This is a genomic window from Sphingobacterium sp. HJSM2_6 (assembly GCF_049316305.1).
Lineage (GTDB): Bacteria > Bacteroidota > Bacteroidia > Sphingobacteriales > Sphingobacteriaceae > Sphingobacterium.
Map to the genome: position 1 here is coordinate 181,805 of NZ_JBMOXB010000007.1, position 18,309 is coordinate 200,113.

An 18,309-nucleotide genomic window follows, 5' to 3' on the forward strand; every position below is an offset into this window, starting at 1 on the left:
GTTAAATTTTTTATGCAATGAAAAATAATAGTCTAATTGTTTTTTTAGGAATGATCGTGTTGTTCATAACAAGTTGTGAAAAGTTCAAAGTAGGGAATGAATTTTTAGAAAAACCACCTAGTGTTGATGTGACGAAAGATACAATTTTTTCAAATATAGAATATGCTAATCGATTTCTAACAGGAGCCTATGCAACACTTCGGTACGGGTTGTTGTATGATGGTTCATCAAAAGGAATTGGGATGGATGCAGATATTTTAGATGGCCTTACAGATATTACTCATTCCTTTAGATTAGACGGAGGTGTGAACAGACTATATTATTCTGGGCAATATAGCGCTGGGACGGAAGAAAGAGCAAACGGCACTAAATATAGTTTTTTGCATGAGGATAATTGGAAAGGTATTCGGATGGCCTATATTTTCATAGACAACATCGATCGCGTTCCAGAAGTAAATGATGTAACTAAAAAACGATTAAAAGCAGAAGCTAAAATGATCATTGCAATGCATTATTCAGATATGTATCGTCATTTTGGTGGATTACCCTGGCTTGATCATGCGATTGACGTGAATGAAACCTTTGATTTTCCTCGACTTACAAGCATGGAAACTTTGCAAAATATTATCAAATTAATTGATGAAGCTGTCATTGATTTGCCTTGGGTATTAAGCGATATCAACAATGATGATGGTCGTTTTACGCAAGCTGCTGCATTAGGATTAAAGGCTAGAATGTTATTATTTGGTGCGAGTCCTCTTTTTAATAGCGATGCGCCATATTTATCGGGTGAAGCTTCAGAAAAAAAGATGACATGGCATGGTTTATATAACCAAGATCTTTGGAAGCAAGCTGCTGATGCTGCTGCAGAATTAATAAATAAGGTAGAATCAAATAGTGGCTATAACCTAGTGAAGACAGGAAATCCTCGTAAAGATTTTCAAAATGCATATTACTTGAGGGGGAATGGAGAAGTTTTAATATCTACACGTGTTCGTCACCGTAACGAAGGTGATTACGATTATTTTGCGATGCAGGTAACTCGTATTCATGGTATAGGTTGTCCAACACAGGAATATTTGGATATGTTTGGAATGGCCAATGGATTAGCAACTTCAGATCCGGCTTCAGGATACGATGAAAACAATCCATATGTAAATAGAGACCCAAGATTATACGAAACGATACTAACAAATGGCGATGTTTTTCAAGGTCGTACTGCACAACTTTGGATTGGTGGGATAGAACGCCAATCAAGTGGGCAAATGATGGCTGGGACAGGTTATGATATGCGTAAGTTTTTATTAGATTGGAATTCTGCCACCTCCATGGGATCTGTAGTTCATTTTCCTTATTTACGTCTTCCTGAAATCTATTTAACCTATGCTGAGGCTATTAATCAATTTAATAATGGGCCTACCGCTGAAGCCTATCGATGTGTCAATTTAGTTCGTAATCGAGTAGGTTTACAAAATTTGAAACCTAACCTTACGAAGCAACAATTTCATGATGCAGTCATGAATGAAAGGGCCTGCGAATTTGGGTTTGAAGAAGTTCGATGGTTCGATCTTATTCGTTGGAAAATGGAAGATAATTTCAAGAAAAAACTGCATGGAATGAATATCAATAGAAATGGGGCGAGTTTTACCTATCAAAAATTTGAACTCCCAGAACGAGCTTGGCAACGCAATTGGTCTCCAAAGTGGTATTTAAGTGCTTTACCTCCTATAGAGGTCAATAAAGGATATGGATTAGTTCAAAATCCAGGTTGGTAGAAAGTATTGTGATTATTAATCATATCTAATAGGTACAAATTATGACAAAAAAATATTTGAATTTAATATATGTAATTTTTGCATTATTATTCATCTCAGTTTCATCTAATGCGCAGGAGCTTGATAGCCTAAACAAAAGCACATTAAAAGATAAAAATCAAGAAAATAATGTAATAGATTTAGGTCTTGGAATGACGAGGAGCAAAACAGAACTTACCTCGGCTATTGGTACTGTATCATCGGAAGAGTTATCGAACCGAATGAATATAAATCCAGCAAACGCATTGTTTGGTAAAATTCCAGGTCTATCTGTAATGCAAAATGGTGGTACAAGCTGGGAAAATGATCCTAGACTTTTTATTAGGGGTATAGGAACATTTCGTGATGCATCAATTTTGGTATTAATTGACGGCTATGAAAGACCTCTATCATCCATTTCATTGGGGGAGATAGAAAGTGTTTCTGTGTTAAAAGATGCCGCGGCGCTTTCAATTTATGGTTTAAGAGGGGCAAATGGTGTTTTATTGGTGAATAGTAAACGAGGAAATGCGCATAGGGATAAAGTGACCGTATCTTATGAACAAGGCGTTACTCAGGCCAGGCGTTTACCTCAATTTTTAGACAGCTATGGTTATGCAAAAGCAATAAATCAAGCAAGATCTTATGATGGTTTAGGTCAGCTATACAATCATCAAGTGTTGGATGCATTTCAAAAAGGTACATCACCATATTATTATCCTAATGTAAATTGGAGTAATGAAGCGTTTCGGGATTTAGGGAAAACCAATAACTTTTTAGCAAGTTTTCAAGGGGAAACCCCTAGCACTCGCTATTTTGCTGCACTTAATTTTCAATCAGATAATGGTTTATTAGGGCCTGTCGATGAGAATGAAGGATATAATACGCAGCTTAATTATGGTAAATTTAATTTCCGGTCCAATGTAGATGTTAATTTGACAAAAAACACAATATTGAAAGTTGGATTAAGTGGTAATTTACGAGAAACTAACACACCAGGTACTTCCGCTAATGATATTATGCATGCTGTTTTCAATACGCCATCCGCAGCATATCCTGTAAAAACTGAAAGTAATATTTGGGGAGGAACAGCAAATTTTCCTAACAATCCTATAGCGCAAATTACTTCCACAGGATATCGCAATTTGCAAACAAGAGAATTTTTTGCAGATGGTAGTATTGAGCAAAGATTAGATATGTTATTACCAGGCTTAATTGCTGAGGCAGCAATAGCTTATGATAATTCAGCAGTGTTTTCAGAAGGTAAATTAAAGCAATACGAATATCAGTCTATAACTATGACAGATAATGGGGGAGTATTACAACCTGTGACTTCTAAATATGGTAATGAAACTGAGTTGAGTTATTACCATAATCTTGCAAATCAATGGGCACATGCTACCGTACAGGGAAGATTAAAATACAATTATGAATGGCACGATCAGCGCATACAATCAAACTTAGTTTTCCAACAAGATAAGATGCTTAGGAGTGGACAAAATAATTCCTATGTCCGCCAATTATTTGCAGGTAATGTTCATTATGCGAATAAATCAAAATACTTTGCTGATTTGTCGCTTTCGTACAGTGGTTCGGGTATTTTACCGAAAAATGATCGATTTGGTTTTTTTCCAGCAGTTTCAGCAGGATGGAAATTATCTGAAGAATCATGGTTTTCCAAGCAATTTGTTAATGATCTAAAATTGAGAGGATCTTGGGGAATTACCGGTAGTGATTTGGTTCCTCAAAATCTTTCGCAAGTACAATTTCATGGTGCTACACCTTATTTTTTTACTGGAAATAATAATGTTTCTGGTGGTGTACAAGAAGGGCGATTACCCTCTATAGTAACCTATGAGTCTTCCACAAAATACAATTTAGGTGTAGATGCGTCTATCATGAAAGTGCTTAATTTAAATTTTGATTTTTTCTATGACCGTCGATCAAATATTTTAATTGAGTCCGATGGTGTGGTTTCTTCAGTAATTGGCGTTACAAAACCATTCTTAAGTGAAGGAATAGTAGAAAATAAAGGTTTTGAAGCTGGCCTTAAGTTCCATAAAACTAAAAAATCATTTTCATACTATGTTGATGGACAGTTTTCATTTGTTCGAAATAAGTTAATTAATATGGGTGAGGCTTTCCAGCCATATAATTATTTGACAAGAACAGGTAAGGCATTAGGGCAAGCGTTTGGTTTAGAATCAATCGGGTTTTTCAAGGATCAATCGGATGTTGAAAATAGCCCTCTTCAAACATTTTCCCCTGTAAAAGCAGGAGATATTAAATACAAGGATCAGAATAATGATAACATTATTGATAACAATGACGAGATACCAATAGGATTTAATACAGTCAATCCTGAAATATATTATTCAACTACTTTGGGTTTAACTTATAAAGGTTTTGGTATGGATGTGCAATTTCAAGGTGTAGCAAATAGAACCGTTGTATTATCTGCAAGAAGTGTTTTTTGGCCGTTAATCGGAAATAGTAATATTTCTGAATACTCGTTAAATACCTGGACTCCGGAAACTGCTGAGACTGCAACTTTACCTAGACTCACAACCTTAGATAACGCTAACAACTATCGTTCAAACAGTATTTGGATTGCAAACGGATCTTACCTGAAATTAAGATCAGTCATGCTTCATTATACCTTTCCAGATGAAATAGCCTCTAAGTTAAGGTTATCAAACCTTAAAGTTATAGGAAGAGGTATGGATTTATTGTCTTTCGATAAAATAAAAGTAGTAGATCCTGAAGTGTTAGGAACCACCTATCCAGCATTCTCAACATATAGTTTAGGTATTCAAATTGGGTTTTAAGTATTAATTAAAAAAAGTATTTATGAAATTTATTAAAATATTTATCGTCTGTTCTTTATCGATACCTTTTTTACATTCCTGTCAAAAATCACTGGATTATAATGAAGCAACATTTTATGCGGAAGAAGCATTATTAAACAATCCTAGCCTATATAAAGGACTTTTAACAACGATTTATTCATACCTACCAACAGATTTTAATGGTATAGATGGAGCAATGCGTGCTTCTGCTTCTGATGATGCGGTTCATGTCTGGAATTTATCTGCTATAAAGAGATTCAATGATGGTAGTTGGAGTCCTTTGCAACCATTAGATGATCAATGGGGTTACTTATACAATGGTATTCGTTCATCAAATGTATTTCTTCAAAAGGCAGCATTGCAAAGTTTCGAAGAATTGAGATACAATGATGGGTATCAGGAAATGATAAAACAATATGACAACTACCCCCATGAGGCTAGGTTTTTGAGAGCATTTTTTTATTTCGAATTGATCAAGAGATATGGTGATGTACCTTTGATTACTAAACCATTAAGTATACAAGAAGCTAATAATGTAACACGAGCTCCATATCATGAGATTGTAGATTTTATTGTTTCGGAATGTGATGCAATTATTCCAAAATTGCCTTTGACATATGCTGATTTACCAAATTCGGAAACTGGTCGAGCAACAAGAGGAGCTGCTTTAGCTTTAAAAGCACGAACACTTTTATATGCTGCAAGTCCATTACACAATAAAACGAATGAATTGCAAAAGTGGATTTCTGCTGCCACAGCAGCAAAGGATCTCATGAACTTGCAACGATATTCCTTAGATGCTTCCTATAAAAACGTCGTGAATAATATTAATTCGACAGAATTAATTTTGGAAACTAGACAGGATTTTTCTAATTCATTTGAAGTGTTTAATTCTCCAGTCGGATTTCAAGGAGGTAGAACAGGTACCTGTCCCACTCAAAATTTAGTAGATGCTTATGAAATGAAAGAAACTGGCATGAATATCAATGACCCAGAGTCAGGATTTCTTGCAGAAGATCCTTATGTCGGTCGTGATCCGCGGTTTTATGAAACAATTCTCTACAATGGTTCAAAATGGAAAAATACGGAACTCGAAATTTGGCGCGGTGGAATAAATGGTCCGCCTCAAGAACTCGCTACTAAAACAGGGTATTATTTAAAGAAATATTTGATAGAAGGAATCTCTTTAAATCCTGTCAATCCAACTTCTCAAAGGCATACATGGGCCGTGTTTCGATTTGCTGAAGTATTGTTGAATTATGCAGAAGCAATGAATGAAGTATATGGTCCAGATGCTGTGGGACAGGGTGATTTAAACATGACCGCTCGGCAATCTGTAAATTTAGTTCGAGCTAGAGCATCAATGCCAGGTTTTCCAGAAAATTTGACTCAAGCGGAATTCAGAGAAAAACTTAGAAATGAACGTCGAGTTGAGCTTGCTTTTGAAGATAATAGGTTTTGGGATATAAGAAGATGGACTATTGGTAATTCAACCATCAATATCTATGGGGTTGATGTTAATCGTGGAAATGGGACGTTCTCCTACAGTCGGAAATTAGTAGAAAAACGTGTATGGGAAGACAAAATGTATTTCTACCCTATATCTCAACGTGAGATATATATAAATAAATCATTGACACAAAATTTAGATTGGTAACGATTATGCGAAGCTCCATTTACAGCAGAAATATCTGTTCAGCAGAATACTCCTGAAAAGTAGCTTCTTTTATATGCATTAAAACAATAAATAGGTAAGCATGAAAATTTCGGATAATTTCAATTCTTTATTTTTAAATACCAATCTAACTCATGATCCCAAAAATCATCGTGATATTGCATCATATTTAGGTAAATCACATGTTGTAGAAAAGACTCATTTACCTAGCAAACCTTTCATTGTTAAAAGTGATGAAGCGATTGCTGATTGGAGAATTGGTTTAATTAAAGTGTTTTATCCTGAATCTAGCCCTATGGGAATTCACTGCAATTTACATGGGATAATGTGCGGGAATGAGTTTATAAATGCAATATCTCTAATTTCTGACTATACTATTTATAAGCTTCGAGAAATTCGAGCTGTTCGACAGGAATGTCCCAAAAGTATGCAGAATCTAAACGCGTGTATTGAATGAAAAAACCTAATAAAAGTATATTAAAACATTCAAAATAAATTAATCATAAACCTATGAATATATTTTATAAAAAAGTACGGACAAACCTAATAGCTACTCTTGTAGGTCGTTGGTCCACCGACACAATAAAGAATACAATTATTACAATAATACCTTTGATCCTTTTTATTCAACCAATTTTTGCTCAAGTTTCAGGGCCTGATAAAAGTAAGTTGATAAGTATTCAAGACCTTGGCGTTAAACCAGAAAACAGTCCTGAGGAAAATGCAAGAAATCTTCAAATAGCAATAGACTGGGCATCAGATATAGGAGCTTCATTGTACGTGGAACCCTCGGATGAGCCTTATCATATTGATGGGGGAATTATTTTAAAGAAGAATGTTTCATTGGTAGGAGTACACGGGCCCACAGCACGTGGCACGAGGCATTCTACAAAAGTACAACCTGTAGGAAGTGTTTTTAAGATTACGGATAAAAAGAAGGTTTTTATTACCGTAGAAAGTGCTACTCAGATCAAAGGCATTCAATTCTGGTATGCAGAGCAAACTTTAAATAATCCGAATGCAATTATTCCTTATCCAGCAACTATACAGACTTCTAAAACGAGTTCTACGCAAGGGGTCTATTTGTCTTGTTTAACATTTTATGGCGAATATTTGGCCATGGACTTTAATGCAGGCTCAAATTTCATTTGTGAATCAATGATTTTTGAACATTTATATGGATATCCTTTGAGTGGAGAGTTTATTCGAATAGACTATTGCTATGATATTCCTCGGATTTTACATTGTCATGTAAACCCTGCAAACCAACGTTTTATCGGTGGTGGCTATAGTAAGTCTGTGATAGATGCGGTAATAGCGAAAAAAACTTTTGCTTATGTAATAAACCATACCGACAACGCTCAACTCATAGATGTTTTTACATTTGGATCTTACGGTGGAATCTTATTGGGAGAAGAGTCATATGGTCAACTGACCAATTTTAATTTAGATTGTGTGGTAATTGGAATTCATAAAAAAGGAAATAATGTTTTCAATCGCAATTGGCAAATCGCGCAGGGTTCAATCATTGCCAATGCAGGGAAGGATGTCAGTGTGATTCACCCAATTATAATTGAAGGTCAGGGGCATACCGCAATTTCTAATGTTGAGGCTTTTTCAGGGGATAACCCCGCATTAACCAATGTTGCAAAATCACAAGATTTTATGTTAGTAAAAGGAGATAAAAAACTGACAATAACACTTGTAAACAGTAGAATGCGAAACTATGTGTCAGCTGATCCAATAACTAACTTAAATTCAAATGCTTTAATTCAAGTAATTGGAAGTATCGATAAAGATGAGCAGCTATATAACAAAGTAATTGGAAAATAATCTATTGTAACTATTCAAATTTCGGACGCTGATAGTTAAAAACAAAATTTTAGTAATATGATAAATAGTAAAAATAAAATCATAAGGTATATTCTTCTTTCTTTACCAGTTATTAGTTTAATTACACTCAGTTCATGTAAAGAAAATGAACCAATAACTTATTGTGATTCTCAGTTTCAATATGAAGGATCACCATTTAAACAAGGTGATGACGTAATTTTAAATCCTACTTATAATAGTGGTGAGGATGTAGATGGGGAATTTTCATCGACATCTGGATTGGTATTTCTCGACAGAAAAAAGGGAACAGTGGATATAGGATCTAGTGTTCCTGGTGTGTATGTAGTTCGAAAATCCATGTTAAACAACCCTAACTGTGGAGGTAGAATACAGTTTGCTGAAATTTCTATAGTTCCGGCAGTTAATTCAACCGTTTTCAATGCTGCTGAAAGTCTTACAGGATGGAATGCATCGGGGGCGGCATATTTAGATAGTGAGGATAAAAAAGAAGGTGCTAATTCTATTAAAGCTGACGTAAATCCTGGAATAATTATATTAAATCACGCCACAAGTGCACCTGTTAATTCTAAATTAACTATGAATACAGGGGAATTTCGATTGTGGCTCTATCTATCTGATGCTGATATATTGGATACTGGCTCAGAAGTTGGTCAAATTGAATTATCGAGTTCAGGAGGGCCTGATAATCAAGAATTGACTTGGGGTATAGTTGCAGAAAATTTTAATTTTAAGCAGGGTTGGAATGAAATCATACTCAAGTTTAAGGATGCACGAATATCAGGTGAGCATGTAAATTTGGAAGCACTTAACTTTTTTAGAATTTATATGTTCACCAAAGCAGGTACAGGACCTATTACGGTTGGATTAGACGACTTGAAAATTCAAGAATCAGAATAATTAATTCAATAGTATAGACAAAAACTTAAGGTTTAGCTTAGCAAATTAATACATTCTTCTTTATGATGGCTATTCTTGAAAAATAGATGCAGTTTTTCAAGAATAGTCATATCAATTAATCAAATTAATATACTGGATTCGCAATTTGAAAGTGAAGGTTTTAGTAACATACGCTTAAATCTTTGTTTTCAAATTGATCTACTCGAATAGGGGGCTAATAAGCGTATTATAATTAAATTCATATTATTACAGCATTGTATTTTTATTTAAATCAAATTTTAAATCTGATTATAAATCGATACATTTATACAATCAGCTAAACGGCCTAAACATGATATTGAAGACTTCCTAATTGGTTATTATTTTCCAAATTTTTCTAAATTGTATTATCAAAAAAATGCTCTACTAATCTTAGTATATCGCTAATTAGAAATTTACCCTAGCTCTTGATAGATCATTTTACAGATCGTTATGTTTAATTCATGATTTATATGATTTAATTCTAAATCAGGTGATATCTATTTAGAATAGTACAAATGGAATTAGAAACTTTTCAATTAGTCTTTTATTAAGAAAACAGCTATGAAATATTTACATGTATTCATTTTTATAATAACTTTTTCAACAGCATCAGCACAAATCAAATATTATGATGCGAAAAATTTTCCTCTCTATGGTAAAGTTTCCAATGAAACTGAAACCGTATTTGAACGACTTCCAGCAGCATTAAAAACGATTGTTAGACCTGATGTATGGGAACTTGGTAAGAATACCGCTGGACTTTACCTGAGATTTAAAACTAATTCTACTTCTATCTCCTTAAAATGGGAAGTAACTTTAAATAGGACAATGGATCATATGCCAGCAACTGGAATAAAAAGTTTTGATTTATACCGATTGGTGAATGGAAAATGGGATTTTGTGAATGTTGCCAGAACAAATACAAATAGTTTATCTACCGAATCAAAAATTATATCGAACATGGATCATTCGGAAAAAGAATTATTGTTGTTTTTCCCACTCTATGATGGTGTTAAAAGTTTAATGATTGGGGTAGATGAAGGTTCTAGTTTATCGATGCCAAAAGTAGATTTGCCTAATCATAAATTGCCAGCAATATGTTATGGAACTAGTATTTTGCAAGGCGGCTGTGCTTCACGCCCTGGAATGGTTTTTACAAATATTTTAACCAGGTGGTATAATAAAGAATTTATAAATCTTGGTTTTAGTGCCAATGCTAGTCTGGACTATGAAATAGCTGAATTAATTGCTTCTAAGGAGTCTTCATTAATAATATTGGATTTTATGGCGAATGTAAATTCTAAAATAATAGAAGATAAGTTAGAAAAGTTTCATAGCATCATTAGGGAGAAGGCTCCTTATACGCCCATACTACTTGTAGAGATGACTTATTTTCCTCAAATGGGATCTGATCTAAAGTTTCGAAAAGTTGTTGAGGATTCAAATAATTCCTTAGCTATGGTGTATAAAAAACTTAAGAAAAAGGGTGATAAGAATTTACATTTTGTACCTGCTGAAAATATGATAGGCAATGATAATGAGGGAACAGTAGATGGAGTTCATTTCACGGATTTAGGATATATGCGTTATGCTGAACATCTTAAGAAGTTTATTAATAAACACATAAAAGGAGATTATAAATCCTTATAAATAAGTAATATTATGCTGTTAATGCATTTGGTAACACAACGAATTTATTAGAGATTGAGTTGCTCCCTTATAGTACATGTTGGGAAATTGAACATGAATAATTTTCGTAAACATATTCAATAAGATTTGAAAATTAATTGCTTCCATTTTTATAAAGCCATTATATAGCTTAAAAAAATAATAATAACTGTAAAAATTTTACATTAAAATTCCTATTACCTATTAACTTTCTTTAAGTATATCTAAAAATGATATTCTTTTCCGTCAAAATTGTGGGACATATAATACTGACGATAACTATATTATTTAATCCTGCTAGTCAACTGAAACAATAATTGTTTAAAAAATGGGAAGTTTATGAGGGTGCTTTTATCAGAAGCTTATATTGTAGGTTTCCAAAAGTCTACAAATTCACCTATTTCATAAGGCACACCGTCAATTTTCACAAACCATGTTTTATACCCTTGTATTGTAAAAGCAGTGTGTTGCTCACATTCAAGATTTAATGTGCCTGGTATTTGATATTGTACGATGAAATTAAAATTGATAATATTCGAAAAACCTATGCTTAAAGCATCTTTCCCCGCTTTTAAAACCAAATTAATATATTCTTGCTTTTCCATAACCAAAAATCTATTATTCTAAAAAATTATAACCTTCTTAAAAGAAATTTACAGCTTAAGTTGGGTTGAAAATTAATCGTTATATTTTTAGAAATAATATTCTTTAATCAATAATGATTAGTAAATTTTGGCAAAAATGGTTAATTATTTTCTAATAAAAAACTCATTATTCCATGTTGTAACATATATATTTAAATTTGTAGCTAATCCTCCTCAAAATATATTTTATATTTTATTTTAGGCTAATTTCTAGGCTTAATACCGAAACATTCCACAGACCTAATTTCAGATTTAAGTACTAAAAACATAAAGGAAACCTGCTTAATTGTGATTTTTATGTTACAATGTTTATTTGTTGTGTTTCAATACAAATAATAAAATACTTTTATATAATTATTTAGTATGATGTTGCTAAATAGGTTGTTTATTACCCTAAAATTAATCCCTACATCCCACCCAGTAGGGATTAATTTAGACTCCATATTCATTATAGGAGTTCAAACTTCATCCTTTTTCATTGCTGATAGTTTCCACATTTATTAAGAAATAGTTATAGCATTACTTACAAAAATTTACTTGGACTTTTATTGTCTTCCGGTTTACCCTAAATAAATTTTAAAATATAAGCTGTTTGTATGTGGAATGAGCTTACCATGGTTTCTTCAGATTAAGAACTTTTACCCTAAAAATTCATGAGATGTTAAATTGTTGTAAATATATAAGATGTTTACACCTGTATTGTTATACGCAATTAGTTCACGAGTATTTGCTAAAACCCCTTGGCTAATTCGAAAGTACTTGCAATTTTTAGGCTATTTTATGAAGCATGTTTACTTAGTATTATTTTTAATTGAAAATTATATTTAAAGTAAAATGTTTTTAATTATTTAAAATATTTGCAATTTGCGTATATTTTGAAACCAATTATGAAGATATTTGAAAATTTATTCAAGACCTTCTATTTGTTTATATTTATCATACTACCTTTTCTTGCATTTGGACAATCCTCTGAAATAAGTAAAAAGCGAGCGTTTCTTTCCAGCATTACGAACGAGTATGAACTAATTAATAATATGAACAATTTAGGCATGCTTTATCAATATAAAAATATTGATAGTTGCTTGTATTTTGGATTAAAAGCAAAGGAATTGTCTATTGCGTTAAAATACCCTAAAGGTGAATTGGATGCTGATAATTTGATTGGAGTTTCTCTAGCGCTAAGAGGCTTAACACAAGAAGCGTTATCAAAATTCAATAATGTTTTAGATAGATATCGAAAGCAACATGACTTTGAAAATGAGGTTCAGCTTTTAATGAATATTGCCAATGTATATAAAAAATTGAATAACAATAAAGAATCTAAATCTTTTTTTAATCAAGCGATTCAATTGGGATCTAAATTAGAAAGAGACAGTATATTGGCATTAGTGTACGTTAATTATGCAGGATTTAACTTAATGAATAACGTTGATAGTCTAAACTATTATTTAAATAAATCTAAAAATATTGCCAAAAAATATAATAATGACTGGATCTTTTTACAAATTAGGCAATTAGAAGCCTATGAACTATCAAGACAAAATAATCAAAATGCCTTATTAGTTATTAAAGAAACACTATCGAGAGCTAAAGAATTAAATTTTGAATCCCTTGAGGTGAATTCTTTGTTACTATTAGGGGATTATTATGCTAGGAGTCCAAAAATTGCTATAAATTATTATAAACAGGCCTATGAAAGATCCATTTTAATTGGAGACAAATTAAGATTGGTTTCATTAATTTCTATTATTCTAAATATGGAATATATATTAGGGAATAAAGAAGAAATAATTAAAGTGCAAAAATTATTTCAGAATGCATTAATTGAAGAAAATGAAAATCTAAAAAAATTTATTGTAGATTATGTGCACTATAATTCGCTGGAAACTAACAATAAAATATTAGCAATAAACAATAAAAATCAAAGTAATAAAATATGGATTCTTATTGCTGTATTAGTATTTAGTATTATTTTGGTTTTCTATATTTTCAAACAATATAGAAGAACCATTATCTTGAACAAGCTTGTCAATGAACAAAATGCAACATTACAAAATGCATTGGAATCATTGGAAGAAACCCAAGATGAAAACAAACGAATGATGAAGATTGTTGCACACGATCTTCGAGACCCACTTGGGGCAATAAAAATGGCAGCAACTTTGATTCGAAATTCTAAAATTGATCACGCTGAAAGTAATAACTTACATGATTTAATTATTCAATCAGCCGATCAATCAATAGGTTTAGTAAGTGATTTGCTCACTTCAAATTTGGATGCCAGGAATTTGGATAAAAATGTAATTGATCTTCAAGAATTACTTGAATACTGCGTAGATATTCTAAAACACAAATCCATTCTTAAGGAACAAAATATCCTCTTGGAATCTCAGTCTATTGAAATTATTGGTAATCGTGGAAAGTTGTCTAGAGCTCTAAGCAACTTAATTGCTAATGCTATAAAATTTAGCCCAAAAGGTTATACTATTGAAATCAGATTAGAAAAAAAGGAGCAATATATTTGCATTGCGATTATTGATAAGGGAATCGGAATTCCTGAATATATGAAAGGCTCCATATTTCAAATGTTTTCGGATGCTAGACAAGTCGGAACAGAAGGTGAAAAAACTTTTGGATTAGGATTGTCAATTACCAAACAAATCATTGAAGCTCATGAAGGAAAGATTTGGTTTGAAAGTAGTATAGGTATAGGAACAACATTTTGGTTAGAATTGCCTGTAAATCCAAGTGGTTTAAATTAGTCGTACTTAGTTCAGCTTAATAGCTTTTAAGGGGATGCAAAGTCAGCAGCGATAAGGATTGGTTCTTAATTAGGGATTAATTAATAGGAGCTATTTTTCAAATTTTAAGATTACTCGTATAGCGTAAGTTGTTCACTGTTTGAAAAATGTATAGGCTTCAACCTGTAAAATTAACACCTTGATTCTTCTGCCTTGCTTACTTCTTTTCCTATATTATTTTTGATTTGTTTAGTTATTTGGAAAGGTTAATCTATTGAAAAATTATAGCTCGAACATTAAGGATATTGTTTTTATGTTTTTGAAAAAACTAAAAATAATTGGCATTATCCATTCAAAACTAAGATGCATCTATTTTTATTTGCAAATTTTTAGCACAACATTATCTTTTTTCTTCCAGTATCTACGTATCTGTGAGACTCAGCGATTTCGGACAGTGTGAATATTTTGTCAATTATAGCAGTATAATGCCCATGTTCAAATAAAATTTTTAATAATTGCAGTGAACTGTTGTTCTAATCAAGACCTATTTAAACTATTTCGGCAACTTATTGTCCTATTTCATATTATTAACTTCAATTTATTTTTATGAGACTTAGTTGCATTATTTTCTTCCTCTTTATCTTCACTCAACTTTCTTTAGCTCAGCAGATATCCCTAGAACCGATTGCTGGCGGGAGAAATCCATCCTTTATTGTTCAAGAAAAGCAAGTGAAAATGGTGCTGAGTAAGGTGGGGAATATTGAAGTCAATAAGTTGCTACTATCCAATCGAAATAAGTCAAATAGAAGTTCTTATGAAGTGGACTACGATTTGAATGGACATATACGTAGTATAGGAGATGTTGCTATAGATTATGACTTGAATGGAAGAGTCCGAAGTATAGGCGATGTTGCTATAGATTATGATTTGGATGGAAGGGTGCGAAGTATCGGAAATAAGGAAATAAATTATGATTTGGAGGGAAGAGTTCGAAGCATAGGCAAAGAGCATATAGATTATGATTTGGATGGAAGGGTGCGAAGTATTGGAAATAAGGATATAGATTATGATTTGGATGGAAGGGTGCGAAGTATCGGAAATAAGAATATAGATTATGATTTGGATGGAAGAGTTCGAAGCATAGGTAAAGAGCATATAGATTATGATTTGGATGGAAGAGTTCGAAGCATAGGCAAAGAGCATATAGATTATGATTTGGATGGAAAAGTTCGAAGTATCGGGAAAAAGGATATAGATTATGATTTGGATGGACGCATAAGAAGAGTAGGGGATTCGGATATGGATTACGATTTAAAAGGAGAAATAGGAAATAGCGAAGATGACTATGAGTTGATGATTAAGAATGGGGGAGTAGAGCTTATAAATAATGATGAAATTCGATACAATATTATTGGCAGGATTAAAAAGATCGGAAATGAAGATGTGTATTATGATTATCTAGGTAGGATAAAAAGAATTGGAACTCTTGAAATTGTTTACGATATGTTTGGAAGAATGAAGAAAATTGGTCAGGAGAATGTGTATTACAATTGGTTGGGGAGGGTGAAACAGATTGGAAATGACAGGATTAGCTATGATTTTCTAAGTCGAGTGAAAAGTATTGGAAATGCCCAAGTTGAATACAATGTATTAGGAAGAATAAAAAGTTTAGGAAATAATCCAATAGATTATGATTTCTTTGGAAGGATGAAAAGAGTAGGAAACGACGAAATGGATCAATTCAGCACAAGTGACTATAGCAAAGAGGAATTATTTATAAAATTATTACTGCTGTATGCGAGTGATGATGGAGATGAGCATTGACTCTTGAAGATGGTTATGGGTTAATTATATTGTAAATACCAAAATTTGTTTAAAGGAATGAAGGTAAATAATAATGCAGATAACAATATATTTATTGCATCAACTAATATAATACTTGAATTTTCCAAAGATAGTTTAATAACCAAGGCCTGATTACTGAATGGTTTGTCAATTTCATGGAGTTTATTCGGTTCTTCAATGGATTTACTTCGGAAATTTTCGATGCAGATCCGATGAAGGTCCGAAGGAGATGCGTATGAGATGCTTGAAATGAAAAAATATTGTACTGCATTCGGCATAGATTCCAAGGGTATAGTTCTTTAACGTTTTAATGTTTCGATTGTAAATCTCTGGCTATTGTTTTTAATATGCTAAAACCTTAACCAAATTTAATCTTTCTAATATTATGATGCCGGGATTCAAATATAGGAGGAACAGATACAGATAAATGGTTGAAAGGCTTTTTTTACTGTGTATTAGTGATTATTTATTGCATTATCCTAGAGTCGATAGTTTAGCATCTCTTTGTTTAGATAATAGCTCAATTTCAAATTATTTCAGTTATATTTAATTTTCAAATAATTATCTTTATAAGAATCATAAATAAATAGTACCAATAAATAAACTGTTTAGGGAATAAATTCAAACTTCCTTGTTTCCTGAAAATTTTGAAAAACTTAACGAATTATTAAATAGTTCAAACAGGTAAAAAGTAAACAATAAATCGGTTTGAAAATAGTCGATTTTTAATTGTTTTGCCTACTTAATCCATAATTTTCAATTCATACTTATGGTTATTAGGTAAAATATTTATTTGTTATTACGCGTATTTTTGTTGTACAACATAATCAATTATTATGAAAACCTCACTTGTAATTATATTCATGTTGTTTTGGATTAGTGTTCATAGTCAACAATCTGATTTTCAGTTTACGAATACATTTAAATATAAACTGACTTATCAGGAAGATAGCACGAATAGAAATAATATAAAAGAATTATTATTCGATTTGCTGATTAATGAGAATGAATCCCTTTTTCAAGCAAGTAAAAGCGTGAAAGCCGATTCCATTTCTTTTTTTCATAAAAGAGAGAAAGCGAATCAAATCATTTCTATAGGGATGCCGATTACGGCAGTATATAAATTCAATTATAAGATTGTCAAGCGGAATAGCATAATTACTACCTATGATGAAGTAATTGGATATAATATGGATGGAACTGTACCTTTGTATTATTATAATGAAGATCGGGAAGCTTTTGAAAATTGGGAATTGCTAAGTGACACGCTCAGGATTGGAAACTTTTTATGTCAAAAGGCAACAATCCAATATGCTGGTAGAAAATGGATTGCATATTTTACTCCAGAAATACCCATTTCAGAAGGTCCATATACTTTTTGTGGCTTACCAGGTTTAATTTTGAAAATACATGACGATAAAAATTATTGGAATTTTGACCTATTAACCTCCATCAGTCATTCACCTCCAAAAAAAGTATCTATTAATTTTCAAGCTAAATATATTATTAAACATGTTACAAAAGACCAGTTTTTTACAGAAAGGGAACAATTTCAAAAAAACTTATTGCTGATTTTACAATCTATGGGAAGTGAAGTGTCTCCAACTACTAGAGAAAATTATCACAAGCGATTAGTTGCAGATAATAATTGGATTCAGTTATTTCAATAAAATATTGCAAGAGAAATAACTTGTCTGTTTTAAAATTTGAATGGGAAATAGAAACGATCATGCTAATTAACGTAATATTCTTGCTAGTACTTGATCTCTTCGGTTAGATAATGGACCATTTACCACAATTGCTTCAATTCCAAAGTCATCAATCCAATCGCCTAGCAAATCATTCACCTTTCTTCTAAGCTTCGGAAGTTCGATTAGGTGTGCTGGGATGATATCGTCTTCTTCAATTGGCACAAATACAAAAAGGTCAATTTCAGGAAGCAAAGACAGTGTTTGTTCGTAAGGTAATTGAATATTTCCTTTTGGATCTAACACTTGAATATACGCTAATAAGTCTATTGGACATCGGTCAAATATTACGTTTTTTCTACTATTAACTAAAAGATCAATGGAATAATCATACTGTTCGATAAAATCTTCCACAATGGGGTTTTCAGAAAATACATAACCAGCTGACTCCAATTGGTAGTAGGGTTCAATTTCGAGCGTGTAATTAGGGAGGTTCTCCAAAAGTTCTTCAGCAAGGGCCGTTTTCCCCACTTTATGGGCACCGAACAATACTATTCTCATCTAACTAATACCGTTTTTTATGATTTTATAATTTCAACAATGTATTTGTTGTAATAGGATGCTAAGATTAGTT

At 32.3% G+C, this 18,309-nt stretch carries 12 protein-coding genes; 10 read left to right on the plus strand and 2 right to left on the minus strand.

Going from position 1 to position 18,309, the window contains the following annotated elements:
- Positions 1-17: 17 nt before the first annotated feature.
- The 7 genes from ACFRAE_RS08470 to ACFRAE_RS08500 all read left to right on the plus strand — a co-directional run bounded on the left by ACFRAE_RS08470 (position 18) and on the right by ACFRAE_RS08500 (position 10,739).
- On the plus strand, positions 18-1,775 hold the full coding sequence (locus ACFRAE_RS08470; protein ID WP_422796709.1) for a RagB/SusD family nutrient uptake outer membrane protein: 1,758 nt from the start codon (positions 18-20) through the stop codon (positions 1,773-1,775).
- A 41-nt stretch (positions 1,776-1,816) separates the two neighbouring features.
- The gene (locus ACFRAE_RS08475) at positions 1,817-4,621 is read left to right on the plus strand and encodes a SusC/RagA family TonB-linked outer membrane protein (protein WP_422796710.1); all 2,805 of its coding nucleotides are present in this window, start codon (positions 1,817-1,819) and stop codon (positions 4,619-4,621) included.
- Between the two features lie 22 nt (positions 4,622-4,643).
- A complete protein-coding gene (locus tag ACFRAE_RS08480; protein WP_422796711.1) occupies positions 4,644-6,299 on the plus strand; it encodes a RagB/SusD family nutrient uptake outer membrane protein in 1,656 nt (551 codons plus the stop codon).
- Between the two features lie 100 nt (positions 6,300-6,399).
- Positions 6,400-6,774 carry a hypothetical protein gene (locus ACFRAE_RS08485; RefSeq protein WP_422796712.1) on the plus strand — a complete coding sequence of 125 codons (375 nt, stop codon included), beginning with the start codon at positions 6,400-6,402 and terminating at the stop codon, positions 6,772-6,774.
- Positions 6,775-6,827: 53 nt separating this feature from the next.
- On the plus strand, positions 6,828-8,150 hold the full coding sequence (locus ACFRAE_RS08490; RefSeq protein ID WP_422796713.1) for a hypothetical protein: 1,323 nt from the start codon (positions 6,828-6,830) through the stop codon (positions 8,148-8,150).
- A gap of 57 nt (positions 8,151-8,207) precedes the next feature.
- Entirely contained in the window at positions 8,208-9,068 is an 861-nt protein-coding gene (locus ACFRAE_RS08495) for a hypothetical protein (protein WP_422796714.1), read from the plus strand.
- 582 nt (positions 9,069-9,650) lie between these two features.
- Positions 9,651-10,739 carry an SGNH/GDSL hydrolase family protein gene (locus tag ACFRAE_RS08500; RefSeq protein WP_422796715.1) on the plus strand — a complete coding sequence of 363 codons (1,089 nt, stop codon included), beginning with the start codon at positions 9,651-9,653 and terminating at the stop codon, positions 10,737-10,739.
- A 380-nt stretch (positions 10,740-11,119) separates the two neighbouring features.
- Here ACFRAE_RS08500 and ACFRAE_RS08505 read toward each other — a convergent pair whose 3' ends face one another.
- Complete coding sequence (locus tag ACFRAE_RS08505) at positions 11,120-11,362, minus strand: hypothetical protein (protein ID WP_422796716.1); 243 nt, start codon at positions 11,360-11,362, stop codon at positions 11,120-11,122.
- Positions 11,363-12,435: 1,073 nt separating this feature from the next.
- Between ACFRAE_RS08505 and ACFRAE_RS08510 the strand changes: the two genes are divergently transcribed.
- The 3 genes from ACFRAE_RS08510 (at position 12,436) to ACFRAE_RS08520 (ending at position 17,657) form a co-directional block, all read left to right on the plus strand.
- Entirely contained in the window at positions 12,436-14,163 is a 1,728-nt protein-coding gene (locus tag ACFRAE_RS08510) for an ATP-binding protein (protein ID WP_422796717.1), read from the plus strand.
- 585 nt (positions 14,164-14,748) lie between these two features.
- The gene (locus ACFRAE_RS08515) at positions 14,749-15,966 is read left to right on the plus strand and encodes a hypothetical protein (RefSeq protein WP_422796718.1); all 1,218 of its coding nucleotides are present in this window, start codon (positions 14,749-14,751) and stop codon (positions 15,964-15,966) included.
- 857 nt (positions 15,967-16,823) lie between these two features.
- On the plus strand, positions 16,824-17,657 hold the full coding sequence (locus tag ACFRAE_RS08520) for a GLPGLI family protein (protein ID WP_422796719.1): 834 nt from the start codon (positions 16,824-16,826) through the stop codon (positions 17,655-17,657).
- Between the two features lie 66 nt (positions 17,658-17,723).
- Here the strand turns inward: ACFRAE_RS08520 and ACFRAE_RS08525 are convergent, their stop codons facing one another.
- Positions 17,724-18,236 carry an AAA family ATPase gene (locus ACFRAE_RS08525; protein WP_422796720.1) on the minus strand — a complete coding sequence of 171 codons (513 nt, stop codon included), beginning with the start codon at positions 18,234-18,236 and terminating at the stop codon, positions 17,724-17,726.
- Positions 18,237-18,309: the final 73 nt, after the last annotated feature.